Here is a 24996-nt window from a genome sequence, read left to right as displayed (position 1 = left end):
GGTTGCCCTCCGCGTGCGGCGCAGCACCGTAGGCAAGCGACGCCCGTCTTGGAACACCGCTGTCGGACGCCGGACAGTCGCCCGGGGCGGCACGCCATCACCCCGCGGCGGACGCTAGTCTGCGCCTGCGAGGGGCGGTAGCTCAGTCGGTTAGAGCAGGGGACTCATAATCCCTTGGTCGTGGGTTCGAGCCCCACCCGCCCCACCACCAGGCAATACGTTGGGACTGAATCCTGCGTAGCGGTGCAACAGCACAGTATTCTGCTGCGCATGGCCGCTACTTCGCGTGCTTCTTCGGTCGCGATCGATGACATCGCGACCCTGCTGCCGGACTGGCAGCGACACTTACGGGCGTTGAACCGGGCGCCGTCCACGATCAGCTCGTACTCGACCGTCGGTCGGGCGTTCGTGGTCTACCTCGTGGCTAACGGGATGCCGACGCGGGTCGGTGCCGTTCGTCGCGAGCACATTGAGCACTACCTCGGCCATCTCGTTGCCACGGGTTCCGCGGGGAACGCCGCCAAGCACTACCGGACGTTGCAGCAGCTCTTCCGCTGGCTAGAGGAAGAGGGCGAGGTCGACGCGTCGCCGATGGCGAAGATGCGTCCGCCGGCGATTCCTGAGCAGCCGGTGCCGGTCTTCACGGAAGACGAGCTGGTCGCGCTGCTGCGTTCGGCCGATGGCAAGCGGTTCGAGAACCGACGCGATACCGCGATCATCCGGTTCTTCCTCGACTCCGGGGCTCGGCTGTCCGAAGTGGCTGGGCTGGAGTTGGGTGACCTGGACTTCGATGCGGACGTCGCGATCGTGATGGGCAAGGGCCGGCGCGGGCGGGCGGTGCCGTTCGGGGTGAAGACCGGGGAGGCGCTGCGGCGGTATCTCCGGCTGCGCTCCAGGCACCCTCAGGCGAACCTGGACGCCCTGTGGCTGGGCAAGAAGGGGAAGATGACCGGGAGCGGCATTACGCAGATGCTGGAGCGTCGTGCGGCCGATGCGGGGATCGAGAACGTGCACCCGCATCGGTTCCGGCACACGTTCGCGCACCGGTGGTTGGCGGATGGGGGGCAGGAGCAGGACTTGATGCGCCTAGCTGGGTGGCGTTCGCGCGAGATGGTCGGCCGGTATGCGGCAAGCGCGGCGGATGAGAGGGCACGAGCGGCGCACCGGAGGATGGCACTGGGGGACCGTCTCTGAACAAGTGCCGATGCGCCGAGCGGAGAATCGGGCAAAACTATCCTACGGTGACGTGCGGTCATGGAATGCGTGAAGAATCATCGCCATGCCCAGAAAAGCATCAGATCGGCATCGGGGCCGGTCCTCTCGGGCGATCATTTGTCCAATATTTCCTCATAGGAAAATTGGTGCAATCTCGCCTCAAGCTACAAAGGTGTAGTTCTTGACCCGATTTGATTGAACCGGTAGAGCGTAGATCGACGCGAGACCGATCTCGTCGCCTTGCTGATGCTGGCCGCTGGGGGGTAACGGCTTTGGCTACATCGCGCGGACGCTCTTCCGGAAGCCGCAAATCTCGGACTCCTTTCAAATCGTGGGGAACGCTCGCGGCTGGGCTCCTCCTGCTAACTCTGTATGCCCACGAATGGGGCTACTCGGCATGGATCTTTGCCCTCTTGGTCTTCTATGTTCTGGCTATCCGTGTCACGGTTTGTCGAGTAGAGACGAAATCCGGTAGGCCATGCCGATGGCGAGTTCGCGGGCTACTACGTGCGTGTGACTACCATAACGGTCTGAAACGCGGATTTCCCACCCTGGTTCGGTCGGGCAGAAGTCTGGTTCTTCCCGATCTGATGTGGCCACGACCTGACTCTGTTGATCGGCGAGCGCGTGCGGAGCGGCAACCGGCGGCGGGCGGTTGGCAGATGACTCCGGCTGATTCGGTTCCGAAGAACGGCGAAAATCTAATCAAGTGGGCAACGATCATTGGAGTCGTGATCGCGGGTATGTCGTTCTTGCGCGATCTCATTGATGGTTTTATCTAGGGGTCCGTAAAGTTGACTGCTAGGGGTCTGCAAGGAAGAAGCGGATCTGCCCGATTAGCTCCAAGGCCTCCGGCGCATCCGCATAAGGTGGCTTGGTGAGGGTAGTGAGAAGAGGGTGCAGGCGTCTATTGATCCAGGAGTACCGCAAATCGGTGGGTAGATCGAGCACGGGCCGGATGGCCTCTGCTGCTCCGGAGATGTCGCCCAATTGCAGGCTGGCCGTAGTCCAGTAGATACGCGACAGTGCTTGATCGCTCGGGGACCGTCTGTGCGGCTCAGCGGTGTCCCAGAGTTGTACGGCGGTTACCGCACCAGTGACTGCACGTTCGGCATCCTTCTCGCCGTCGAGCCATATTAGGCTGCTGCCGACGTAGTAATGCAACTTCTCGATTGGGAACCCGAAGATTCCTGCCTCTGCATCCCGTGTAGAACCTTGCTCGCACTCTGCCAACCCTCGACTCAAGAGGCGATTGGCGGATTGGGAGTCACCATCCACCGCGCGGCACTGTGCTTCCGCGCTCAGCAACCTGCTCAACGATTGCCCTCTCCGCGTGTGCTCCTGGCCGGCGACCGCGGAATCTAGCGCTCGCTGATTGTCTCCCTTGAATCGGTAGATGAGGCTCTGAGTTCCCCGAGTCCATGCCTTCAGTTCGGCGTCACCTGCCAGGTCTGCGCACCGCCAGGCAGCTTCGGAGTGCGCGGTGGCAGCGTCCGGATAGCCGAGATCTAGGGCGGCGTACGCGAGGATTCCGGAGAGTCGGCCGACGGTGACGATTCCGTCCGTGACCGCGCGCGAGCGTAGCTGCCCGTGCTTGAGGGCCGTGTTCACCTCGCGGCGGAGTCGTATCGCGGTTTCCAGGATTTTCGCTGGCGGAGTACCGAGGTACTGGACTGCCAACTCTTGCGTGCGCTCCCCGGCTGAGTCCGCCATCACCGGTTCTGCCTCGCGAGCGATATCCCGCGATTCCGCTAGCGCCGCATCGAGAAGCTGACTTCTCCTCCGCCGCGCATCCCGATCCCCGGTCGCGTGCCGCCACGAGGCAATCAGTCGACCGTCTGCCCCGAGTTCCACGTCGGCGATCTCCGCGAAACGCCGATCGGGCAGCCGCTTGCCGTTCTCGATGTTGCCGATGCTTCCGCGGTGCGTGTAGGTGATCGCCGCCAACTGGCTCAGGGAGAGTCCACGTTCCTTGCGGAGCGCGCGCAGGAGCTGCCCGAATCGTTGCGCGTCGGCCGCTTCGCGTTCGGCCACGTGGTTCCTCCTGTCGTCACCTGGTCGTCGCCGTCCTTGACGACAGCAACGACCTGTTCGTCAGGCGCCCCGCCTTTCACGCTACTGATGCGGCCAAAGAATCGGCCCGCTCAATCGAATCACGCCTGACGCTCGGAAGAGGTGGGGTCGCATGGCGTATCACGTGGAAGGGTCCGCGAAGGGTTCACTCGTCATAGACCAGCCCACGCACGAGCCCGGACTGGAACTCGCCGACTGGTATCCGAACTACTCACAAGGCGGCTCCCCCGAGCGTCCGGAGGTGGGCTACGACGCCCTGCCCTGGAAGCCCCAACATCCGAGCCAACGTCCCGCGTTCGGCCCGGACGCTGAGGCGCTGATCGGCGCGATTCGCGCCCACGAGCAGGAGCTACCGCGGGGAGGTGCACCGTGTCGCTGCCGTTGACGCCAGTCGTCGGCTATGTCCGCGCGCCAACCCGCGAAGACGTCCAGAACCTCCGCGCCGATCTCGACGAGTACGCCAGCCGCGCTCGGCTCCTTGTCCGCGACGTCGCACGGGAAGCGCCCGGCGCGTCCGCCGCGATGCTCCCGGCGTTCGCGGGCTGCCTGGAGATGGTCCGGAAGGAGATCGTGCGAGGGATCCTGCTTCCGACGTGGGTCCACCTGGCTCCGAACGGCTTGCTCGGAATGGCGTTGTTCAGGGCCGCGCGCCGCGGGGGAGCGCCCCTCTACGTCGCTGACCTCACCGACATCCCACGCTGGGCGGTGGAGATCGCGGCGTCAGCGCATCAGGTGCAGGCAGACATGATCGCGACGGCGGGAGCGCCGTCATGATGCACGGCCTGACCACGTCGCCGGCTGAAGCCGACCAGGAATCACGCGACCCAGGCGCGATACCGCCGCGGTGGCACCGTGACCTGACCCGGGAGGACGTCGAGACAGCACAGGGTGTGCTGCCGATGCATCACCCGACGGGTTCCGACCCGCTGCGGCCGGTATGCGCGAGCGCGACTCACCTGATCCTTGCGCAGCCGTGGCCCTGTGAGCAGCACCGCTGGGCTCGGTGGGTCCTCGATGCCGACGAACGTGGGGAGATCACCTGACCCAGTGAGGAAGGCCGGACCACCGTGAACCCTGGCAGGCGCGGGTGGTCCGGCTGGGGCGAACCCCGGTGTCGCACGATACCGGGGTAGGCCGCACCGCCCGGCGTGGTTGACCGGGCACGCTGGCCGCTCCCGGGAACGCTTCCGTTCCTGAGTGGAGTTGATGTTGGTGACGACGGAGCCGGGTCTTGAGACCGACGAGCCTTGCGACGTCCTGCACGAGGAGGTGCCCTACGTGCAGGGCTGGATGGGCGCGAACGAAGCTCTAACGGCACTGCGCAAGGCGCTGGAAGCCTGCGGTCTGAAGGGATGCCTGCCGTACGCGCGAGCAGACGTGACCGTGGCCGGCGTCGGCGTGGTGGAACTCGGCCGAATCACGCCGGAGACCGCCGGGCGCCTGGCCGCGCTACTCGCTCGCGCGTACCGGGCCGACGATGACGCGGACGGTGAGAGCCGTGCTGCGTAGCACTGTGGACTTTCCCGGACACCCGTACCGGCCCGTGTTCGCTGCATTACTGTCGGCTCCGGCGGTAAGCGGCTCCGGGAGGCACAGTTGCGGCAACGCCGCTCGTCCTCGACGACCCTGCAACTGTCATTGCTGCTGGTCGGCATCCTGCTCGAGATCACCGCCAACTTCGCAGCGAACGCAGCCGACGACTCCGCCGTAGCCCGAGCGATCCAGAGCATCGCCGCCCCGGGCCTAATCATCCTGCTGCTCGTCCTCGTCGCCGGCAACGTGGTTGTGCTGTGGTGGGAGAACCCACGCACCAAGCGCCCCGAGTGGCAGTCCGACCGTTCGCCGTATCCCGGCCTGGCTGCATTCGCCGAGGACGACGCTGCCGTCTTCTTCGGCCGCGAACCCCAGATCAAGGAACTCATCGGCCGGCTCCACGAGTCCGGGACCGACGCCACGGAGCGGTTCATCTGCGTGACCGGAGCGTCTGGCAGCGGCAAGTCCTCCCTCGTCCATGCCGGCGTCGTTCCTCGCCTGCGGACAAGCCGGTGGAGCGTCCTGCCGACGCTGGTCCCGGCCGGGGAACCGCTCGGCAGGCTCGCAGGGTTACTCGTCACGCTTGCCGGAGGCGACCAGCCAGCCCGCCTGCACGACCTTCGCCACGATCCGAACGCCTTCACGCACGCCGTCCGTCAATGGCGCCGCGAGCACGGCAACCGCTACGGCCGCGTTCTGTTCGTCCTCGACCAGCTCGAAGAACTCATCACGCTCTCCGGGCCGGCAGACCGCCGTCTGTTCCTCGACCAGATCGCCCGCGCGCTGGCATCGGACCGGCGCCTCTGGGTTCTGGCCACGCTCCGGCTGGAGTTCCTGGACGACCTGCTGGCGGGCGACCACCCGGAGCTGTTCGGCGCACCGGCTGCGCTCGGGTCGATCGGCCGCGCGGAGATCACGACCGTCATCGAGGAGCCTGCTCGTCTGGCCGGAATGACGTTCGACGACGGGCTCGTCGCCCGGATCGCTGATGACACCGGCACTCCAGACGCACTCCCGCTGCTCGCTTACGTCTTGCAGGAGCTGTACCTCGCGACCCGTTCCGGGAAGGGCAAGTCTGTAGGACGGGCCACGCGCGAGACCTACGACGCGCTCGGCGGCGTCGCCGGGGCACTCGCTCGGCAAGCCGACCTCGTGCTCGCCGAACTCCGCGACCGCTACGACTCCGACGCCATCCTCTCCGCGTTGCTGCGCCTGGTCGCGATGGACGGCACCGAACCGACACGCCGCCGTGTGCCGATGGACGAGCTGAGCGCTGATGAGCGGCAGATCGTCGAAGCATTCGTCGACGCGCGCCTGTTGACCACCGACGCCACCGATGGCAAGCCGTCCGTCCACGTGGCGCACGAAGCGCTTTTCCGCCAGTGGGCTCCACTGCGCCAAGAGGTCCGGACCCGCGCTGAGTACCTGACCCGTCGGACCGAACTCGAACGCTGGGCTGCCGACTGGGAACGCGCCGGCCGCAGCGATGACTACTTGCTGACCGGCGAACGCTTGACGCTGGCTGGCCAGTGGCTCGACGCGATGGCCACCGCTGGGCAGGACGTCCCTGGGCCACGCGCTCTGGTGGAAGCATCCCGACGCCGAGACAGCGCGTTCCTGCGTCGGGTGTCGATGTCAGTCGGCCGATACGCCCTAGCCAACGTCGACCGCTACCCGGAACTCGCGGTTCTGCTCGCGACAGCGGCGTTAGCCGACTGCGCACGGACGCCGATCGCAGCACGCGCGTTGATGTCCGCGCTCGCGTTCAGCCACGCCGAGTCCGTGCTTTCCGGCCATGCCGACGCCGTTCGTGCCGTCGCCTGGTCACCCGACGGCACGTCGGTGGCCACCGCATCACGAGACGGAACCGCGCGTATCTGGGATGCCTCCACCGGAACCGTCTCCCGCGTACTGGCCGGACACGACGGGATGGTCGACGGCATCGCCTGGTCGCCGAACGGAACACTCATCGCGACCGGGGGCCGGGACACATTCGTCAGGGTCTGGGATCCCGCGACCGGCGACCAGATCACCGCGCTGAACTGCCCCGACTTCCTGCGCGCCGTCGCCTGGTCGCCGGATGGACGGACACTGGCCGCCAGCTCCCGCGACGAACGCGTCCGCATGTGGGAGACGGGTTCGTGGAACCTCAGCGCCACGCTCGCCGGACACCGCGGCGACGTCTGGGGCCTTAGCTGGAGTCCTGATTCGATGAGGCTGGCGTCCGCGTCCCACGACCGGACCGTCATCGTGTGGGACGTCGTTGCCGGACAGCCGGTGGTCATCCTCGCCGGGCATCTCGGCTTCGTCGAAGCCGTGGCGTTCTCACCGGATGGTCGATGGATCGCGACGGGATCGGCCGACGAATCCGTTCGGATCTGGGACGCCGCAACCGGCGCCGAACGGCGATCGGTCGGCGGACACCCGGACGTCATCTGGTCGGTTGCCTGGACTCCGGATGGAACGCGCCTCGTGTACGCACTTGGGGACGCAAGCGTCCGAGTCTGGGACACGATCCGACTGTGCGAAGTCGGCGCGCTCCGTGGCCACGATCAAACCGTGTGGCACGCGGCTGTCAGTCCCGATGGCACTCGGGTGCTCACCGGATCCGGTGACACCACGGCGCGCATCTGGGCGCTTCAACCGGCTGGCGCCGAACGGACAACCCTCGTCGGACACACCGGACCCGTAACCGCCGTCGCGGTCGACACAGACGGAATCGTGATCACTGGATCTGACGACGGCAGCGTCCGCCACTGGACACCGGACACCCCGATCACGTATCCCTTCGAGTCGCCTGTCGTGACCGTCGCGGCCTCGCCCACGGCGTCCGTCGTCGCGGTGGCCTTGCAGAACGGGACTACGCACCTGCTCGACATTGCGGAAGGATCCGCGCACGTCATCGCGGACGGTCCTGAGTTCGAGTCCCTGTCGTGGTCTCCCGACGGATCACGCCTGGCCGGCGGAGCGAAGGACAGCGTCATTCACGTCCTGGACGCCCGCGATCGGACGTCGCTGTTCTCGTTGCGCGGGCATACGGACTGGATCGGGACGCTCGCTTGGTCACCCAGTGGCCGATTTCTGGCGTCCGGATCCGATGACCGGACCGCCCGCGTGTGGAATCTCGAACACCCGGACGCACCGATCGTGCTCACCGGGCATCAGAACTATGTCGACGGCCTGAGCTGGGCACCGGACGAACAGCGCCTCGCGACGTGCTCAGCGGACTGGACGATCCGGTTGTGGGAGCTGCCGGGCGGAGAGTCCGTCCGGACGATGACCGGACACGAACGGCGAGTGCGTGCCGTCGCGTGGTCACCGGACGGGAGGCGGTTGGCGTCGGCGTCCGATGACCGGACCGTCCGGCTGTGGGACGTCGGGAGCGACGAGCCGGAACAGATCATCGGCGTGCATCGCGACTTAGTGTCGTCGCTCGCGTGGCTACCCGACGGGGACCGCGTGGTGAGCGGCTCGACGGACGCCACCGCTCGGGTCTGGGCGGCCGACGTCGACCTCGACGCGCTCACCCGAACAGCACGGAAGCGCGTCTTTCGAGGTCTGACGCAAGAGGAGCGCCGGGAGCACCTGCTCCCGGCGGCCGACGAGTAGCTACAGCACTTCCTCGACCACGCGCATGTCCTCCTCGACGATGTACTCCGACGGATCGAGGCCGAGGTCATCGCGCTGGGAGGTGGACCAGTAGCGCTTGTTCGCCTCCTCGAAGGTCTCGTCACCCTCGTACGCGATCACCCAGACGTGCGCGTTGCGCTCCCGGTCGACCCAAGAACCGCCGATCTCGAAGCCCAGCTCGCGACGCAGCGGGACGACCAGGGTCCGCCACTTCTCCACCCACTCATCCAGTCGATCCGGCCGAATTGTGTACGTCCTCAGCTGCACAGTCCGCACGGCGCAAGGCCCCTTCCAGTCGCCCGATTCGCCTGAGATTAGCGGGCTTAGGAGGACGAGGGGTCGCCTGCGACGGGGTAGAGGAATTCACTCTGATCGGCCGGAACGCGCGTTTCCTCCAACGTCACCGGCCGACCAGCGACCGTGCAGACGCGCGAGACGACCAGCAGCGGGATCCCGGGTTTCGCGCTCAGGGACGCGGTCTCGTCTCCGAAGGGCATGCGGGCGCGGATGTGGTCCTGGAACGTCAACGAGTGCCCCTGCTCTGCGAGCCATCGATAGACCTCCGCCGGCTCGGGGAGATGGGAACGCTTCTGCCAGGGCGCGTCCAACTCGGCAGCGACCGGGAATGGCATCGCTAGCCAGACCGATCGCCGCTTGTCGCCGTGGGCTTGGAGCGCCTCGCGGGTGAGCATCGGCGTCCCGATGTAGATTCCCTGGAGCAGGTCAGCGTGCGCCGCGGTGGCATCGATGCGCAGGTAGACCGGCTTGCCGATCATTGTCCACTCTGACGCGTCGGGCTCCGTGTAGTCGGCGGTCAGGCTGCGATCCTGGGTATGCGCGGGCCGTGCGTGTGGGTCGCGCACAATCGCACCGAACGGGCGCCGGACTGAGACGAGCCCTTCCCCGGTGAGGGTGGCGACGGCCTGCCGGATCACTGGGCGCGACACCCCAAACTCGCCGGCAAGCGTCTCCTCGGACGGGAGCGGCTGTCCAGCCGGGAACTGCCCGGACAGGATGCCGTCCCGTAGATAGTCCGCGACCTGCCGCCAGCGGGGGACAGGCGTTGTGATCCGCGGCCGGGCCGCCTTCTCCTGCGGCATGGCACACCTTCTCTGTCGATTCGTGTGTCCGACGCGGTCCGTCTCGGCCTGCTTGCGCGGATCGGTCGGCAGTCGGAGCTGGTCCCGCTCCTAGTCCCCAGTGCAGTTGGGAACTCGGGCCCTTGCGGGAACGTAGTACGTTATCCGTACAACGTCAACGTACTACGTTGACGTTGTACATGGACTGTCGCTCTGAAAGGAGATCGCCGATGGTGCGACGCCCCAACGGATTGACCGATCCGCGATGCCTGTGCGGTGCCACCGCTGATCGGCTCGGGAGCTGCCGCAAGTGCCGCGCCCGTGCCCGTTGGCTCCGCCGAACTCGCCACCCTCGATGAACCGCCCGGACGTCTCGGGGCCGCCGGACGTCCTGGGACGGCGTCACCGCCCGAAGACATCCTTGGCACGTCCCGCCACGTGGTGATCCCGTCCCGCCCTTAGACGCGACCCTCGACCGCATCAATCCAGCAACTCAGACCGAGAAAGGCGCACCGCATGACAGCGACGACCGCAGCCCGGATCCACGACCGCTCGACCGAACCACCGATGAACGGAGGTACACGCTGAACGACACTCAGAACACCCCGACGCCCGACGGAGAGTCCACCCACCGAACCCACTGCTTCCCTCGCATCCCGAGCCCCGATAAGCCGTCCACCGACCTCGACGATCAGCTCGCGCGCCTTGAAAAGCGCCTGACCGATCTGCAGCGGCACCACGCCAACCTCGTCGCTGCCGCCCGCGCCGCGCTCCTGGCCGATGCCGAAGGCGAAGCAGATCCGCTCTGGTACCTCCGCGACGAACTCCCACCCGCGCCGATCGGCCACCCGCTGTCTGATGAGGCTGCCCCGGACGGCGGTGAGCAGCGATGACCGGACGCCACCGCGACCGATACGGATACGGCCTCGGGATTGGCTTCATCCCACCGTCCTTGGTCGGCATCCTTCTCGGCTTCGGCTTCTTCCTCATCGTCAAGACGGTCCGCGCGCTCTCGCGGACCGCCTGGCGGTACCGGTCGGAACTGGCGCCGCTGGTGATCGCCGGAGCGCTCACCGTGGCCGGCTGGTACTGGCATTACACCCATCCCCGCTGGGCGCTGCCGATCGCAGCCGGCGCCTGGACCGTCGTTCTCGTTCTCTTGCTGCTGCCGTCACGCTGGGCGGTCGTCCGTAGGTGCTGGTTGCCGCGCCGGATCGAACGGGCCTACGCGGCGCTGTGCGTCGCACTCGCCGGAACCTGGCTCTCCGCGGCGGTCACGGCCGGACCCGGTACTGGTCCGCTCCCCGGACTCGGAATGCTGTTCACCCTCGCCGGTGCGATCCCGTGGTGGGTACACCGACGGCGTCGTGCCCGGATCCAGGTCGAACGGAGGCTGTCGGCCTGGCCCGGCATAGCCGATCAGATCGGCTTGACCGGCTCACGGGTAGCGTCCGCGACGGTCGGCAGGTTCGGGTACGTCGTGCGCCTGGCGTTGCGCCGGGGCCAGACCGTCCAGCAGGCAGTCCGGGCGGCCGGCGGGATCGAATCCGGACTCGGCGCGCGACCCGGGTCCGTCCGGATCGAAGCCGACCCGGTACGAGCCGACCGCGCGATCGTCCGCGTGATGCAGGTCGACCCGCTCGCCCGGCCGATCCCGTACCCGGAACCGATCGGACCCAGTTCGATCCTGCGCCCGTTCCCGCTGGGCGTGTTCGAGGACGCGACGGCCCTGGCGGTGAAGCTCGCGTACCGCAACGCACTCATTGGGGGAGTGGTCGGCTCCGGCAAGTCGGGCGTGCTGAACGTGCTGCTCGCCGGACTGATCGCTTGCCCGGATGTCCTCGTGTGGGGCATCGACCTCAAGGGCGGCATGGAACTCCTGCCGTGGATGCCCAGCCTTGCCCGGCTCGCCGTTGAGCCGGCCCAGGCGGTTCGGATGCTGCGGGACGCCGTCGCTGAACTCGACCGGCGTGCGGGCGAGCAAGCTGCAGCCGGTCAACGGCTCTGGCAACCGAGTCCGGCCCATCCCGCGCTCGTTCTGGTCGTCGACGAGTGGGCCGAACTCCCCGCGGCAGCCGCACCGCTAGCCGACTCGCTCGCTCGCCGGGGACGAGCGGTCTGCGTGACCCTGCTCGCCGCGACCCAACGGCCGACCCAGAAGGCCATGCAGGGCGGCGCCATCCGGTCCCAGATGGACGTCCGGATCTGCCTGCGAGTCCGGGAAGCCCGGGACGTCGACCTGATCCTGGGGCAGGGCATGAACGCGGCCGGCTGGAACGCCCAGGCCCTGGACGCTCCGGGGAAGCTGCTGATCTCCGACCCTGAACACAACCAGCCCCGACCCGGCCGCGCCTACTGGCTACCCGACGACGCTGTGAGCGCGCTGGCCGCTGCTCACGCACCCATCCGCCCGCGGGATCTGGCCGACCGACCCGAGGTTAAGCAGCCCTGGCCTGAGCCGTCCGCCGCGCCGTCTCCGACCATCCCGCCTCAGCGCGAGAGCGCCGAGAACACGACGACCGCCGAACAGAAGCTCCGCGATGCCCTCGCCGGCGCACCCCAGGAGGGAACCGAGATCGGCGAGCTAATCCAGGTCACCGGGATGTCCCGAGCCTGGGTCTACCGACAGCTCTCCGCTCTCGCTCGGCAGCGCCAAGCCACCCAAGCCCAACGCGGCCGGTGGCGCACCACCCGCTAACGGCGAGTAATCGTCTCCCGTCTCCTCCAACGTCTCGTCTCCGCCGTCTCGCGCGCCTGCGCGTACGAGATACATCCGGCGGAGACGAGACGAGCGAGACGGAGACGATCACGAGAAGTCACGACGAGAGGAGGAACTGACGACGGAACAGTCGGATCATCAGCGCGAAGCGCTCGCTCGACAGCGGGCCCTCATCGCCCGCATCGGCGCGTACAGCCTCTGGGCGCGGGTCGAAGATCGGACCGCACGAACCGAAGCCGCGCGACGCACGTTCATGAGCCGCTTTGAGCGCGAGGTTGATCCCGATGGCAAGCTGCCGCCGGAGGAACGCGCGAAGCGCGCCGCCGCGGCTCGAAGCGCCTACTTCTCGGCGCTCGCGCTACGCGCAGCGCGTAAGCGCACACGCAGTGGGTAGCTTCCCGTCGCGGAAGCACGGTGGAGCCGACCAGGTCTCGGGGAGCAGACGTCAGTCGTTGGCGGAGGCGCCCGAATCACAGTACTCGGGCAAGTGCGCGACTCCACATATCAATCATCGTGCCCGCGAAGCGTTTGAGACACGTAATGGGTACAAACGAAACACGACAATAAGACTGAATCGTCTGTCACGACCGTGGCAGGAGCTACTTAATCCTCTGTAGACGCAAAAGACTGAAGACCCGTTCCGTGTCGGCGAATAGGCACTACAGTGACCGTCGTTCGAACCTTCCACGGACGATGGGGGAAACGTGAGGGTCGTATCCGTCATTAACTACAAGGGTGGCGTTGGTAAGACGACGGTTACGGCAAACCTCGGCGCAGAGCTAGCCCGCAGAGGTTTTCGGGTGCTGCTTATAGACCTCGATCCGCAGGCGAGCCTCACGTTTTCGTTCTACGATCCGAATGAATGGGAGGCGAGTCTTGCGGACTCGCACACTATCAAGAGATGGTTCGACGAACTCGTTGTGGCGCAGGGCGATACGAGTCTCGTAGATTTGATAGTCCGGCCGCCTGCTGCGAATGCTCGGATTAAGGGAGCGGGCAGCATAGACTTAGTGGCCTCGCATCTCGGCTTAATCAACGTGGACTTAGTCCTGGCAGCAGAGCTCGTCGTGGCTCCAGCGAAGTCTCGTCCGAAGTATTTAGAAGTGCATAGTTGGCTGGCGGCAGGTCTGGCTTCCCCTGGCCTTCCGGCGTACGACGTTGTTCTTATCGATTGCCCGCCGAACTTCAATGTGGTAACTAAGACGGCAATCGTGGCTAGCGACGACATCTTGATTCCGTCGAGGGCGGACTACCTCTCGACGCTGGGAATTAGCTACCTACTTGGAAACGTCAACGACTTGGTCGGAGAATATAACGAATACACGGGACAGGTCGGTGGCAAAAGAGCGAAAACGTGGACGCGAATTGAGCCGCGAGTTCTCGGTGTCCTGTTCACGATGGTGCAGCTGTACGGTGGCAGGCCGACGATCGCAAGCCAGGATTTCATCTCGCGGATGCAGAACCGCCTAATGGTCCCCACCTTCGACGTCAAAATTCGTTCACATCAAGGAGTATTTGCTCAGTCATCACACAAGGGCGTACCAGTGGCACTAACGCCTGAGTTACATTCAGATGTCGCGCGCGAGATAAGAAATCTCGCTACTGAATTCCTTGCAAAAATCGGGTGGAAGGATTCTAATGACTGACGTACAGTCAATGGCTGTCGCAACTATTCGACTCGTCCTCGAAACCATCCGGAAGATGACGCCTGATCAAGTTGAGCAGGCGTTAGAAGGTACAGGGAAGGTTTCTTTCATTCCACCTGGCGCCGAAGTGGTGGTACAGGGGCCGGACGCAGCGAAGGTCGAGCAGGAGCTAGGCGCGGTTGGCAGCCGTTCTGAGGCTAACGAGTATCTCGCGCAGCTTAATCTCGGTCGCGCGCAACTCATTTCGCTTGCGAAGCAATTACGTGTCGGTGTGCGGAGCCGAGACAACATGGAGACCATCCGAGAAAAGATTGTAGAGGCCACTGCTGGCGCAGTCTTGGACTCAGCCGCGATTCATCGCAAGTCGGGCAGGTAGCCATGAGGGTGTGATATGCCGGAGGCATGGGTAGTCCGCGCTGTGCGAATCAGCGAAAGCGATGAATATCTGCTGGCAAAGGATCTAATAGCCGTGGGATGGCCAGCAGTTGATGACCTTGCTGAACTCTACACACTGGCTGATGTCCGGGAGGTTGTCCGAGCAGCGTATCCGTCTGCGGACCGAAAGACGCTCGCCGGCTATGTTGATCAACTGTACGAGTTCAGGTCGGGCATGTCGATTGGTGACTTAGTCGTGCAGTTCCGTCGCTCCAGCCTCGATGTTGCCGTTGCCGAAGTCGTCGGTGATTACGACTTCCGAACCGACGTAGTGTCTGGGGTCCGTCATGTCCGAGCGGTTCGGTGGCTGCGGAAGGATGTCCCCAGGAGTCTGCTTGAGCCAGAGCTGGTGGGGCTGCCTTCCCTTCCTATGGTTACTCATCTAGGTGGTACAGACCTAGTCAGGCAAATAACTGAGAAGGTTCTGGGCGATTCCTCGCTGGCCGGCGACATGTCCGCAGCGGCGTACCAGGACGACGCATTGGAGCCGACGGTCGAGATACCGTCCTCCGTACCTGAGCGAGGCGAAGCGATAGCTGGGCTTAACCGAGACTTGGCGTACGCTCGAAGATTGGCCTCCGCAGGACGTCATCTGGGTCAATTGCAAGTGGGATCCTTCGAGGTATCGGACGTCTACAGGGCCGCATGGGTGCAAGCAGTGGCAGCGCTTGATTACTGGGGTCGCCAAGAGGTTCGTGCCGGGATGATCGCGCTAGCCGGAGAATCTGACTCACCTAAACCGAAGGGCTACCTCTCGTTCTCCGTCACCCTTGATCAGCATGAGCGGATATCGCTTGGCGAGATTTCCATTGCGGATGCGATCGACCAACGCTTGAAGGACACTCGTGGTCACCTCACCTATCAGCAGCCCGAGAAGATAAAAGAAGCCTTCGGTCTAGTCGCTGATACGGGAAGGCTATGGGACTCTGTTGCAAGGGTATTATCCCAGCGCGGAGGTGCGGCAGAAGATATTTCAGGAACTGAGGTACAGCGTCGACTAAAAGATATTGTGAATCGTCGCAATAAGATTGCCCATGAATACGATGCCGATCCTCGCCACCCTGGCCGGCGCGCGGCAATATCCGTCTCGGAGGTAATGCAGATAATCGAGTGGATAGGATCCTTGGCAGAGTCCATACTGGTTGTCATAAACGATCAGACCAGGAGCGCATAGCGTACTGCTCTTTGAGCAGCCCGCTTGCCATGACGCGCCCTGCCCTTGCTTACTGAGCATTCGACCTTCAGGACGCGCCAGGGGTGCTGTCCCGGATCCCCGGCGGACAGCCAGTCCGTTCGCTCCCTCCCCCACTCCATGTCTCAGACCAAGAGGGTCAGGGCGAGATCGCTGCACTCGCACGGCAACGGAGTCGAATCGACTCAGGAGCGATTCGATCTAAAGCGGATCCGCCAGCGTCTTCAGCAGCAAAGTATTCAACGCACTACGGTGCGTGCCGACCTGCGTCTTTGCTGGTCCGCGCAGCGCCACGTCCGTTAGTCCTCATAATGCCTTGGATCTGGGTTCGAGCCCACCCGCCCCACCAGGCAACGTGCACTCCCGTCCCGCTGGTTCGTGTGCTGGCCTCGTGCGCACGCGAGCCGCAGTCCTACCGAGCGCCCAGCGAGGGCTCATTGGGCCACCGTTTGGCGGTCGACCGGTGCCCACACCTCGACTATGTTGTCCGGCTGACGACACCGTCCAGCAGGAGAATCCCCGTGGCCTTCAGCGCATCCGTACGTCGTGTCCTGATCTCTTGCCCTGGCGACGTGCCACGAAGTGACCTCACCGTGATTCACCATGCTATTAATCGCTGGAACGGCGTGTACGGAGAGCGCTTTGCGTCTGTCGTATTGCCAATTTCTTGGGGGACGCATGCCGCGGCGCAGTTCGGCGGAACGCCGCAGGATCTCTTGAATCGGCAACTGGTAGATCGATGCGACTTTTGTATCGCGATTTTCGCTAATCGGCTGGGAACTCCGACGAGCAACGCAGAATCTGGAACGGCGGAGGAGATCGAACGACTCGGGGAAGCGGGTAAGTACGTTGCTGTGCTCCGATCGAATCGCGAGGTGTCGCGATCGAATATAGATCTGCAGCAGGCGGTGAAGCTCGACGAGTATCTAAAGCGACTTACTTCCAAAGCCCTGATCCTTGAGTATGAAGATGACCTAACTCTCGGAAACCAGGTGGAGACCATTCTGGTGGCCGCAGTGCAGAGCGAGATCACCCGAACGAGGATGGAGTTGCCGGAGCCAACGTCGGCTGCCCTCATCATTCCCAGGGTTGTATCAGAAGATCGCGTCAGGACGGACAGTAAGGGACGGGTTCGGACTAGCCGGAACTGGTACCTGGTTCTTGAGAACACTGGTGAGGTGCCGGCTGAAAACGTCAGCGTCAAGTTCGAGTCATCTGAACCCGATAGCCCGCCATGGGACATCCACAGGTCAAATTCCAGTACGGGTGCCGACGTGGAAATCATCGCACCTGGTGCGTCAATTCGGCTTATACTCTTTGCTGCTCTGGGAATGGCAAGTCAGGTCAAGTGCACTGTTACCTGGTCCGATGGACGGGGTGATGGTCAGTCGAACGTGACCACGCTGCGTTTGGCCTAGGCTCCCGTAGAGTGCCGGAAAGGTTGACTCGGCTATCCTGAGTCCGTGCAAGGCAACGCGTCGATCCGTCCTTACGAGCCGCTGACGCTTGCCCGGCCTGGCCAAGGACTTCGGTCGAGCGCCGACTCGGAGCGGGGGCGTTGGGTGGCGGAGCTTTGGAGGAGTACCGCTAGGAGTCGGCCGACGTCCGACCTCACCTGCTGGCGGAGGAGCCAGCGGCTCAGGAGCTTGATGTCGCGTGAGCGGCAGTGACTCGTTTCTCGACCGGCCGGCGATCGAGGACGCGTTCCGGCGCCTTGGCGACCGCTGGCGCGCCGCAGTGTAAATCGCGGACCTGTACATCTCCGGCGGGACGGCGATGGTGCTTGCCTATGACGCGCGTCGGTCGACCCGCGACGTTGACGCGGGTCTTACGGCCACAGGGCGTTGTCCTGGTCGAGGCGCGGGCGGTAGCGGACGAACTCGGTTTGCCCGATGGTGGTTGAACGAGCAGGCGAGCAGCTATGTCGCACCACGCGGCGATCCCGATGCGGCGAGGGTCTTCGATCATCCTGGGCTGCGAGGGGTTGCGGCTTCGCCAGAGCATCTCTTGGCTATGAAGGTGGTCGCGGCGATGCGCCGGGATGTCGATGACATCCGCTTCTTGGTCAAGCACCTCGACTTGGCCGACGTCGAGCAGTTGTTGGCAGTATGCGCTGAGGTCTTCCCTGACGAGGAGGTGCCACCGAGGGCGCACCGCACCCTTGAGGACGTCTTCGGCTACGAGTGACCGGCGGATCGACTCGTTAGCGCTCCGGTCCTCTATGGATTCCGCCCTGAAGTTACAGCACAGTATTCGACGCTCTACGGTGCGCGCTGAGCTGCGTCCTCGCTGGTCCGCGCAGCGCTAGACCCCTTAGTCCTCATAATCCCTTGGTCGTGGGTTCGAGCCCCACCCGCCCCACCACAAAACACGCACTCGTCGTGCCTTGACGATGAGTTGGTACAGCAGAGGCTTGGCTCCTGGACGGATCAGTCCCCGTTCTCGGGAAGCAGCATCCGCACGACTCGTTCGAGTTCGGAGAGTCTGTCGGTGGCGAGCTGCCATACCAGGATGTCATCTACGGTGGCGTAACCGTGAATTAGAATTTTGCGGAAGGCCACTACACGCGGTAGATCCGGGATCCGGGCAGCGGTTTCCGGATCAAATTTTGAGAGCTGGTTCAGCGCCTCACCAATGATCTCGAACTGTCGCTCCACGGCAGACCGTAGCATCGCGTCAGCCTGGTACTCGGCGAACGTGCGCCCCGTGCTGAATTGCTTGATTAGTTCAGCGGCGTGCAGAGCGTCCCAAGGTAAGTACGCGAGTCACGCGGCATAAACGTTTTCCCTGGTGCGCAGGATTTCTTCGCGAAAATATGGGTTGCGAATGCTGGTCACGCTGACGAGATCGACCGGCCGACCCAGTACGGCCTCCAGGCCTTCTTTGAGGCCGAAGAAGGACTCGACGTAGTCAGTGTCTCGCGTCGAGTCGAACTCGACGAGCACATCGACGTCGCTCGCGGCGGGATCGAACGGGCCAGCGGCGGCCGAGCCGAAGACGTCGAGGCGGCGCACGCCGTAGTCGCGGCAGAGCGCCTCGATCTCCGCGCGTTTCGTCGCCACGTTCTCGTGCACCCGCGCCTCCCCAACCGCCGTCTTGGACCGCACCCTGCGGTTTGGGCCTTCAAGGTACCGAGTCCGGTCACCGTGGTCGGCGGTCCCGCGCGCCATGTAGACCGGCACGATCGACGTCGATGCATGCCTATCGGCGCGCCGAGCGGGTTGTGGGATCGGTGTCTCATAGATCGGGATGACGGCACGCACGAAAGGCTTCGGTTACAGCAAAGTATTCGGCGCTCGACGGTGCGCGTCGACCTGCGTCTCGCTGATCCGCGCAGTGCTACGCCCGTGAGTCCTCATAATCCTGGTCGTGGAACGAGATGGGATCCGGCGTCTGCTGCTGGTTCCCGCTTAGCCGACGACGAGGCGCTCGCCGCCGAAGTCCGCGACGATTTCGAGCCTGCCGCCGAGAGCCTTGATGTAGGCCGCGAGTGTCCTGAGTTCGCTGGCGTCGACGTTCGCACGTTCGATGGCCGAGACGCGTTCCTGGCGCACGTTCATACGCTTGGCGACCTCGGCTTGCGTCAGGCCGAGGCGCTTGCGCATTTCTGCGAGTCGGTGAGCGCGGGAGACGTTGATGAGTGTTTCGGCGCCCGCCTCGACCTCGGCGCGGTCGGCGGGGTCGGGGAAGAATTCGTTGAGGAAAGCGTCCCGGTCGTAGCCATGAGGGCTCATGGCCCCTCCTTCTCTTTCAGGTAACTCGCGTATCGCTCTTCCGCGAGTGGAGTTAGCCTCGGCGACGATCTCCAGTCGTAGCTCACCCTCCGAGGGCACGTGGACGCTAGTACACATGCATACTGGGCGCTGGGTGTCGAGCGAACGATGCAACTACAGGGGAGGGGCATGGTCGAGCCCTATCGGCCGCTGACGATCGCTCGGTTGGGGTGGCTGTTGGCGGCTGGTTGCAGAGTTTCTGACCGAGTACGGGTGGGAACCGCCTTCAGCTCGGCTTGCCCTGCTTGAGGTTGAGCCTCCAGAGACTGGCGACGAGCGCTGGGACGTCTTCTTGGCGGCGCTCGCTGAGCACTTGGCTGCGAAGGACCAGCACGCGGCGCCGTCTTGGGCTGACGACCGCTCCTTGCGAACGTTCTGGTTCCCGTTCAACACTCGGGCGGCCAGCGTCGACGCGGTGGTCCACGCGCCCGCGGCGTTTCGCCGGCGTGGGGTGTTCGTGGCTCGGCAGGAGCTCGAAGTCGTTTGAAGGTGCAGGTCGGTGAGCCTCGGCCTGCCGCATATCCGCGGTTCTGGCCGGGTGTGCTGAGCGCGCTGCTGGAGGCCGGTGCGTCCTATGCCTACACCAGCACCCGGCGTCCGGGAGTCGCCGCGCTGCAAGACGGCACTGGTGCGCGTGGTCGTCCACGTAGAAGTGCTGGGCGAGACCGTCGCGGTCAAGGTCGGGCGCGCCGATGGTGTGCTCGTGCAAGTGATGTCTGAGTTCGACGAGGTGGCTGCGCCGGCCCGTCGGCAAGGGCGTTCGGAGCGGGAAGTGTTGTTCGACAACTTGGGCCGCGATCGACAGCGTTACAGCGCAGGTGAGCGCGGCTCCCGCGCTTCCTCGCTGCCCACGCATCGACGATGCATTTCCGATGCGGATGACAGCTATTGGGAAGACGAATAGCTATTCGTGTGGCACTAGGTGTGGTCAGGGCTATCCTAGGCCCTCTTCAATGCCACGTCCGCTATTGCGGAATCGCGCGTCGACGTATTGGTCGAGCCTTGCCCTGGCGACGATGCCGAATTGAGCAGGAGGCTTCCGTGTCCGGCAGATCCGGTCCTCACTTCGTGTCCGCGACGCAAAGACCTTTTCCCACGCACAGGAATTCGGCAAGAAGACCCGGGGCGGCGGCGCCGGGCTCTGCGCTGAACGGGAGGCAGCTACTCTGCATAATCGTCGCATCGCACGGGCCAGTCGTGCTCATGCTGGGTGCGGTTCCCACCGGCTACCAATTCTCCGGCTCCCAGGGCGTGCCGTTGACCATGGCCATCGCCGGATTGTGTCTCTGCGCTTTCGCGATCGGAAATATGAGCGTCGCCGGTCGAATCCGACACCGTGGTGGACTCTACGCCCTCGTTTCCCGGGCGTTAGGCCCGATTCCCGGACTCGGAGTGGCAACTCTGTCCATTGCGGGGTACATCGGCCTGCTGGCTGCTTTTCTTATTGTGCTGGCGGGCGGTCTGACCGGGCAGCTCTTCGACGCGATCGGCGTCGACGCTCCGATTTCGCTGCTCATAGTGCTTCTCGTCGGCGTCCTGATCGCCGTGGAACGTGTCCCCCTGCGCGTTTTCACAAGGTGTGTCGCCATAGTCGTCATCCTCCAAGTCGCGGTGGTACTCGCATTCGGTGTCCTGGCCGTCCTCCACCCGGCGGACGACACCGCCGCCGCCGCAGCGCTGGATCCCGCGGGCCTTCTCACCGGATCGTTCTCGCTGGCACTCTGCGTGGCGGTCACGAACTTCATCGGATCAGAGATCGGCTCCAGCTTCTCCGAGGAGGTGGTCACACCGAGTCGAACCGTTCCCCGAGCGACACTCGCGGGCTACGCCATCACCACGGCGACTCTGCTGATCAGTGCGTGGGCGACCAGCGTCGTCGTCGGACCGGCCAACATCGTCGCCGCAGCGACGGGTCAGCTCGAAGGCAGCACCGGGGGATCTGGGGAGCCGTTCACGGTCACCGTGGCGCGGCAAGCAGTCGGCGGAGACCACCTTGACACCGTCGTGAACGCTCTGACCAGGACGCTGATCCTCGGCGGCCTGGCCAGCGCCGTGGTTCTGTGCCAAGTCGTCGCCCGCCAGCTCAGCGGCCTGTCGCGAGACCGAGTGATGACAGCGCGGCTACAGCCACGGCTCAACGGGGGCGCTCCGCTGTCCGCTGGGCTGATCGCGCCGCTGACCGCGGGTGCCGTCGCCTTGCTGGCCGCCGCCGGCCAGCCCTCGGAGATCGTCCTCTATCTGCTGGTGGGAAGTGGGTTGGCCATCACCGCGGTGCTCACCATCAGTTCGTTGGCCACAATCGTATGGCTCTTGCGCACCGATGAAGGAGAGGCCGGCTTCTTCGGCTGGGAGGGCAGGCTCGTCGCGGCGATGTTCGCGTTCCTGACCACAGGATTCGTCGTGGTCGTGGGAACCGTTCGGCTGCCCGCCCTGCTACCCGCAGGCCACACCTACGGTTGGCTGATCCCGGCAAGCATCGCCGGCGGGCTCCTCATCGGCCTCGTCTGGGTCGGCATAGTGCGCCTCTCTCGCCCGGAAGCGCTGGCTGGCCTGAGCCGACAGGCGCGTGCCGACTGACGGCGACGTCACGCGCGCGGCCGACGCGGCGGGAAGGAGCTCGCCGACGTCATCAGCGTCAATCCGAGGGGCACGGGACGAACGGGACGATGTGTACCGTCGCATCCGCGCTGATGGCGACCGCCGTGCGACCGTCGACCTCGGCCATCGCCACCTCGGACACGGGAATTCCGGCGGACGCGCTGCCGAGGTGCTCGCCGGTCAGCGCCGACAGGTGGACCCGGTCTTCGCTGACCTCCGCGAGCACCGGCCGCCCGTCGTACGAGCCGAGGACGGCACGCGCACGGGGAGCGTCGAACGTCTGGTCCAGCCTCTCCAACGTGACCAGGTCCCGGAGCTGCAGGATGTCTTCGTCGGACGGGTCGTCGCGCTCGTCCCAATCGGTGTAGTCCTCGCCGAGGACGACCACCCACCGTCCGTCGACGGTGGTCAACGCGACGAAGCTCTGCTCCTCCCAGATGCCCCAGTAAGGCTCGTGCAACTGCTGGCCACTGCGTACGTCCCACACGCTCACGCGGAGGACGTCGCCGTCCTCCGCGCGGCCGACGACCGCGGCGATGAGCCGTCCGTCGATCTCCGCCAGCGCCGCCCGCCAGGCGGGCCCGCACTCCAGGAGGCAGTACGGTGCGCCCGTCACGGCGTCCCAGAGCCGGATCCCGGAGAGCGTCGCTCCATCGGCCGGCACCGGGCACGCGACGAGAGTGCGCCCGTCGTACGCGACGGTCGTCACCCATCCGACCTTCTCTTCGAGCCCCGTCTGCGGATCGCCCAGCAACGTGCCGGCCGCGGCGTCCCACCGAAGGAGGGTGCCGTGTGCGTCGATGCCCAACACGACCGTCACGCCGTCGGTTTCGACCACGGCAACGCCGTTGACTGCGGCGGTGTGCCCGGTCAGCGGCGCGCCGACCGGTTCGCCGGAGCCCGCGTCCCACAGGCGGATCGTGCGGTCGGTGCTCCCGGAGGCGAATACTGCCCGCCCGCGTAACGTCCCTGACGCCAGGCAGGTCACCGCCGACAGGTGCCCGGTCTCCACTGCCGGGGCCCGCAATGACCACATGCGGTACGGGCCGCTCTGTGCGCCCGACACCACGACCGGCTCGCCGCCGAATTCGGTCACCAGGACCGACATGATCTCGTCGCCGTGGCCGGCGAACGGACCGGCGACCAGGTCTCCGGACGAGGCGTCCCAGACCCGTACGGTCGTGTCGTCGCTGCCCGACGCGACGACGGTGCGGCCGTCCATCGTGCCGAACGCGAGCGTGGTGATCCTGTCGGTGTGGCCCGTGCACGGCGGGGCGACGTCCTCGCCGGTGCCCGGATACCACAGGCGCACGACTCCGTCGTGGTCCCCGGACGCCACGACCGGCCTCCCGCCGACGTCGCCGACCGCCACCTCGGCGAGATCGGTGCCGTGCCCCTCGTACGAGCCGAGTTGCTCGCCGGTCGCCGCGTCCGACCACAGCACGAACGACTCTCGTCGCTCGTTCACCGCGAACAGCGCCACCGCTCGTCCGGCGATCCGGGTGCGGGTCGCTGCGACGACGATCCAGTCGTCGTCCATCGCTAGGTCGTCCACGAGTTGCCGGGTCGCCCGGTCCCAGACGCCGGCTCTCTCCTCGGCGTTGCGGTTGACCGTCACCGCTATTGCCGAGGCGCCCACCTGCCCGTCCGGCGCGCTGAACAGCCGGAAGCCGTCGGGAATGCGTTGAGGCGGCCCGGAGGGCAGTCCCGCGACGACGTCCCACAACCGCAGCCAGCCGCGGCCCTCGAGCAGCAGCGTCGCCCGTCCGTCCACCTCGCCGAAGGCGAGGACGGTGTCGGTCGGCGGCCCGAAGTACCGATGCGGCGACTCCGTACCGGTGTCCAGGTTCACCAGGCGTTCGGTGCCGTCGAAGCCGCCGATCAGCACCGTCGGCCGGTTCCCGATCCGCGCGAAGGCGAACGACCGGCTGTCGTCGTCGAGCCGGATGGCTTCGCAGGACGTGCTGGGGCCCCGGAGGAACAGCGCGCTGCCGAACCCGTAGGGATTGCCGACGACGGCGTAGGACCGTCCGTCGAACTCGCCGACCGTGAGGGACTGGACGTCGTCGTCGTGGCCGTCGAAGGGTCCGGGTACCCGTGCGCCGGTGTGGGGGTCCCACGTCTGGACACCGAGGTTTCCGACCTGCACGGAGTGTCCGTGCCCGATGAACAGAACGGTCCGCCCGGCGTGTCGGCCGAAAGCCAGGCACCGTTTGCCGGACAGGTTCTCGGGAATGGGCGGGCCGAGCGGTGCAGCCGTGACGGCGTCCCACACGTGGACGGGATGCTCGTGGACGGTGAGGGCAACCACCAGGCGGCCGTCGACACTGCCGAACGCCGCTCCTACGCCACCGAGGTAGTCAGAGTCGACGGTGAACGACGCGCCGACCGGTACTCCCGACGCCACGTCCCGGACCTGGAAGTCACCGTCGGTGCGGGTCAACATCACCACGCGGCCGTCCCGGTCGGCGAAGCCGGCTTCCGCGATCGCCCTCGGGTTGTCCCACCGGATCAGCTCCACGTCCGCCAGCGGATCCCAGACCCGGACCGAGCGCTGCGCGTCGAGGATGAAGACGGCGGACCGGCCGTCTACCTGTCCGACCCGCAGGGCCTCGATCTCCCAGTCCCGCCCCTGCCCCTGCCCCTTCAGTACGTGCAGCGGTTCCCCCGAGACCGCGTCGCGGACCAGGACCCGGCCGTCGGCGCCGCCGGACACCACCACCTCGAGATCACCGAGCCGACCGTACGTCAGGGCCGACACCCACCCGGGGTGCCATCCGGCGCGGTGGTGCCACCGGGCGCCGGTCGCAAGATCCACGACCTGCGGCCCACCGTCTCGGCCTCGGTGCGCCAGCGCTAGCTTCCCGTCCACCCGCCCGACCACGAAGCGTTGGCCGTCGCCGGGTCCGAAGATCCGGTGCGGTGGGTGTGCGGGGTCCTCGACCCACGTGCTTCCACCCACCGTCTCCGGGTCCGGCCGGTGCGTCATGCTCAACCTCCGTTGGCGCGTAATGTCGGTCGGACCGGCAGGATACTTGCGACACGGCGGGCCACCCGGCCGCTGACGGTGCGGGTGGACGTGGGTGAAGTGGGCAACGCCCCG

20 protein-coding genes and 1 tRNA gene are annotated in these 24996 nt (G+C 65.6%); 13 read left to right on the top strand and 8 right to left on the bottom strand.

Going from position 1 to position 24996, the window contains the following annotated elements:
* Window positions 1–131 precede the first annotated feature (131 nt).
* Window positions 132–208 (top strand) — tRNA-Ile (locus tag BUB75_RS14730).
* Entirely contained in the window at window positions 181–1194 is a 1014-nt protein-coding gene (locus BUB75_RS14725) for a tyrosine-type recombinase/integrase (protein ID WP_218617522.1), read from the top strand. Before BUB75_RS14730 ends, BUB75_RS14725 begins: the two co-directional genes overlap by 28 nt.
* 822 nt (window positions 1195–2016) lie before the next feature.
* On the opposite strand, the gene BUB75_RS14720 is transcribed toward BUB75_RS14725, so the two are convergent.
* Window positions 2017–3249: a helix-turn-helix domain-containing protein gene (locus BUB75_RS14720; protein ID WP_073257481.1), complete on the bottom strand. Its 1233-nt coding sequence runs from the start codon at window positions 3247–3249 to the stop codon at window positions 2017–2019.
* A 408-nt stretch (window positions 3250–3657) separates the two neighbouring features.
* Here BUB75_RS14720 and BUB75_RS14715 point away from each other — a divergent pair, with 408 nt between their 5' ends.
* The 3 genes from BUB75_RS14715 to BUB75_RS14700 all read left to right on the top strand — a co-directional run bounded on the left by BUB75_RS14715 (window position 3658) and on the right by BUB75_RS14700 (window position 8430).
* Window positions 3658–4062 carry a hypothetical protein gene (locus tag BUB75_RS14715; protein ID WP_073257479.1) on the top strand — a complete coding sequence of 135 codons (405 nt, stop codon included), beginning with the start codon at window positions 3658–3660 and terminating at the stop codon, window positions 4060–4062.
* A gap of 423 nt (window positions 4063–4485) precedes the next feature.
* On the top strand, window positions 4486–4797 hold the full coding sequence (locus BUB75_RS14705; protein WP_143175212.1) for a hypothetical protein: 312 nt from the start codon (window positions 4486–4488) through the stop codon (window positions 4795–4797).
* Between the two features lie 87 nt (window positions 4798–4884).
* Complete coding sequence (locus BUB75_RS14700) at window positions 4885–8430, top strand: WD40 repeat domain-containing protein (protein ID WP_073257475.1); 3546 nt, start codon at window positions 4885–4887, stop codon at window positions 8428–8430.
* Here BUB75_RS14700 and BUB75_RS14695 read toward each other — a convergent pair whose 3' ends face one another.
* The 3 genes from BUB75_RS14695 to BUB75_RS14685 form a co-directional block, all read right to left on the bottom strand.
* A complete protein-coding gene (locus BUB75_RS14695) occupies window positions 8431–8727 on the bottom strand; it encodes an NIPSNAP family protein (protein WP_073257474.1) in 297 nt (98 codons plus the stop codon).
* 47 nt (window positions 8728–8774) lie between these two features.
* A complete protein-coding gene (locus BUB75_RS14690; RefSeq protein WP_073257472.1) occupies window positions 8775–9551 on the bottom strand; it encodes a GntR family transcriptional regulator in 777 nt (258 codons plus the stop codon).
* A 437-nt stretch (window positions 9552–9988) separates the two neighbouring features.
* Entirely contained in the window at window positions 9989–10378 is a 390-nt protein-coding gene (locus BUB75_RS14685; protein WP_073257470.1) for a hypothetical protein, read from the bottom strand.
* 41 nt (window positions 10379–10419) lie between these two features.
* On the opposite strand from BUB75_RS14685, the gene BUB75_RS14680 reads away from it, so the two are divergent.
* The 6 genes from BUB75_RS14680 (at window position 10420) to BUB75_RS45130 (ending at window position 17709) form a co-directional block, all read left to right on the top strand.
* The gene (locus tag BUB75_RS14680; protein WP_073257468.1) at window positions 10420–12228 is read left to right on the top strand and encodes an FtsK/SpoIIIE domain-containing protein; all 1809 of its coding nucleotides are present in this window, start codon (window positions 10420–10422) and stop codon (window positions 12226–12228) included.
* 725 nt (window positions 12229–12953) lie between these two features.
* Window positions 12954–13895 (top strand): ParA family protein, encoded by a 942-nt coding sequence (locus tag BUB75_RS14670; RefSeq protein WP_073257462.1) that lies wholly within the window; start codon window positions 12954–12956, stop codon window positions 13893–13895.
* Complete coding sequence (locus BUB75_RS45145) at window positions 13888–14271, top strand: hypothetical protein (RefSeq protein WP_143175211.1); 384 nt, start codon at window positions 13888–13890, stop codon at window positions 14269–14271. Before BUB75_RS14670 ends, BUB75_RS45145 begins: the two co-directional genes overlap by 8 nt.
* A gap of 15 nt (window positions 14272–14286) precedes the next feature.
* Window positions 14287–15504 (top strand): hypothetical protein, encoded by a 1218-nt coding sequence (locus tag BUB75_RS45140; protein WP_143175210.1) that lies wholly within the window; start codon window positions 14287–14289, stop codon window positions 15502–15504.
* A 539-nt stretch (window positions 15505–16043) separates the two neighbouring features.
* Window positions 16044–16940: a hypothetical protein gene (locus tag BUB75_RS45135; protein WP_143175209.1), complete on the top strand. Its 897-nt coding sequence runs from the start codon at window positions 16044–16046 to the stop codon at window positions 16938–16940.
* Between the two features lie 481 nt (window positions 16941–17421).
* Entirely contained in the window at window positions 17422–17709 is a 288-nt protein-coding gene (locus BUB75_RS45130; protein ID WP_143175208.1) for a hypothetical protein, read from the top strand.
* A 242-nt stretch (window positions 17710–17951) separates the two neighbouring features.
* On the opposite strand, the gene BUB75_RS14665 is transcribed toward BUB75_RS45130, so the two are convergent.
* The 3 genes from BUB75_RS14665 to BUB75_RS14655 all read right to left on the bottom strand — a co-directional run bounded on the left by BUB75_RS14665 (window position 17952) and on the right by BUB75_RS14655 (window position 19256).
* Entirely contained in the window at window positions 17952–18245 is a 294-nt protein-coding gene (locus BUB75_RS14665) for a HepT-like ribonuclease domain-containing protein (RefSeq protein ID WP_245806275.1), read from the bottom strand.
* 42 nt (window positions 18246–18287) lie between these two features.
* Window positions 18288–18596 carry a nucleotidyltransferase family protein gene (locus BUB75_RS14660; RefSeq protein WP_073257459.1) on the bottom strand — a complete coding sequence of 103 codons (309 nt, stop codon included), beginning with the start codon at window positions 18594–18596 and terminating at the stop codon, window positions 18288–18290.
* Between the two features lie 336 nt (window positions 18597–18932).
* Complete coding sequence (locus BUB75_RS14655) at window positions 18933–19256, bottom strand: XRE family transcriptional regulator (RefSeq protein ID WP_073257456.1); 324 nt, start codon at window positions 19254–19256, stop codon at window positions 18933–18935.
* Window positions 19257–19869: 613 nt separating this feature from the next.
* On the opposite strand from BUB75_RS14655, the gene larC reads away from it, so the two are divergent.
* Both larC and BUB75_RS14640 read left to right on the top strand, forming a co-directional pair.
* Window positions 19870–20199, top strand: coding sequence for a nickel insertion protein (gene larC / locus BUB75_RS45125; RefSeq protein ID WP_073257450.1), 330 nt, complete (start codon window positions 19870–19872; stop codon window positions 20197–20199).
* Between the two features lie 8 nt (window positions 20200–20207).
* Window positions 20208–21872, top strand: coding sequence for an amino acid permease (locus BUB75_RS14640; protein WP_342761136.1), 1665 nt, complete (start codon window positions 20208–20210; stop codon window positions 21870–21872).
* A gap of 58 nt (window positions 21873–21930) precedes the next feature.
* Here the strand turns inward: BUB75_RS14640 and BUB75_RS14635 are convergent, their stop codons facing one another.
* Complete coding sequence (locus BUB75_RS14635) at window positions 21931–24882, bottom strand: WD40 repeat domain-containing protein (RefSeq protein ID WP_073257444.1); 2952 nt, start codon at window positions 24880–24882, stop codon at window positions 21931–21933.
* Window positions 24883–24996: the final 114 nt, after the last annotated feature.

Origin of the sequence: Cryptosporangium aurantiacum (genome assembly GCF_900143005.1) — a bacterium.
Classification (GTDB): domain Bacteria; phylum Actinomycetota; class Actinomycetes; order Mycobacteriales; family Cryptosporangiaceae; genus Cryptosporangium; species Cryptosporangium aurantiacum.
This window is presented reverse-complemented; position numbering and strand designations above follow the sequence as displayed.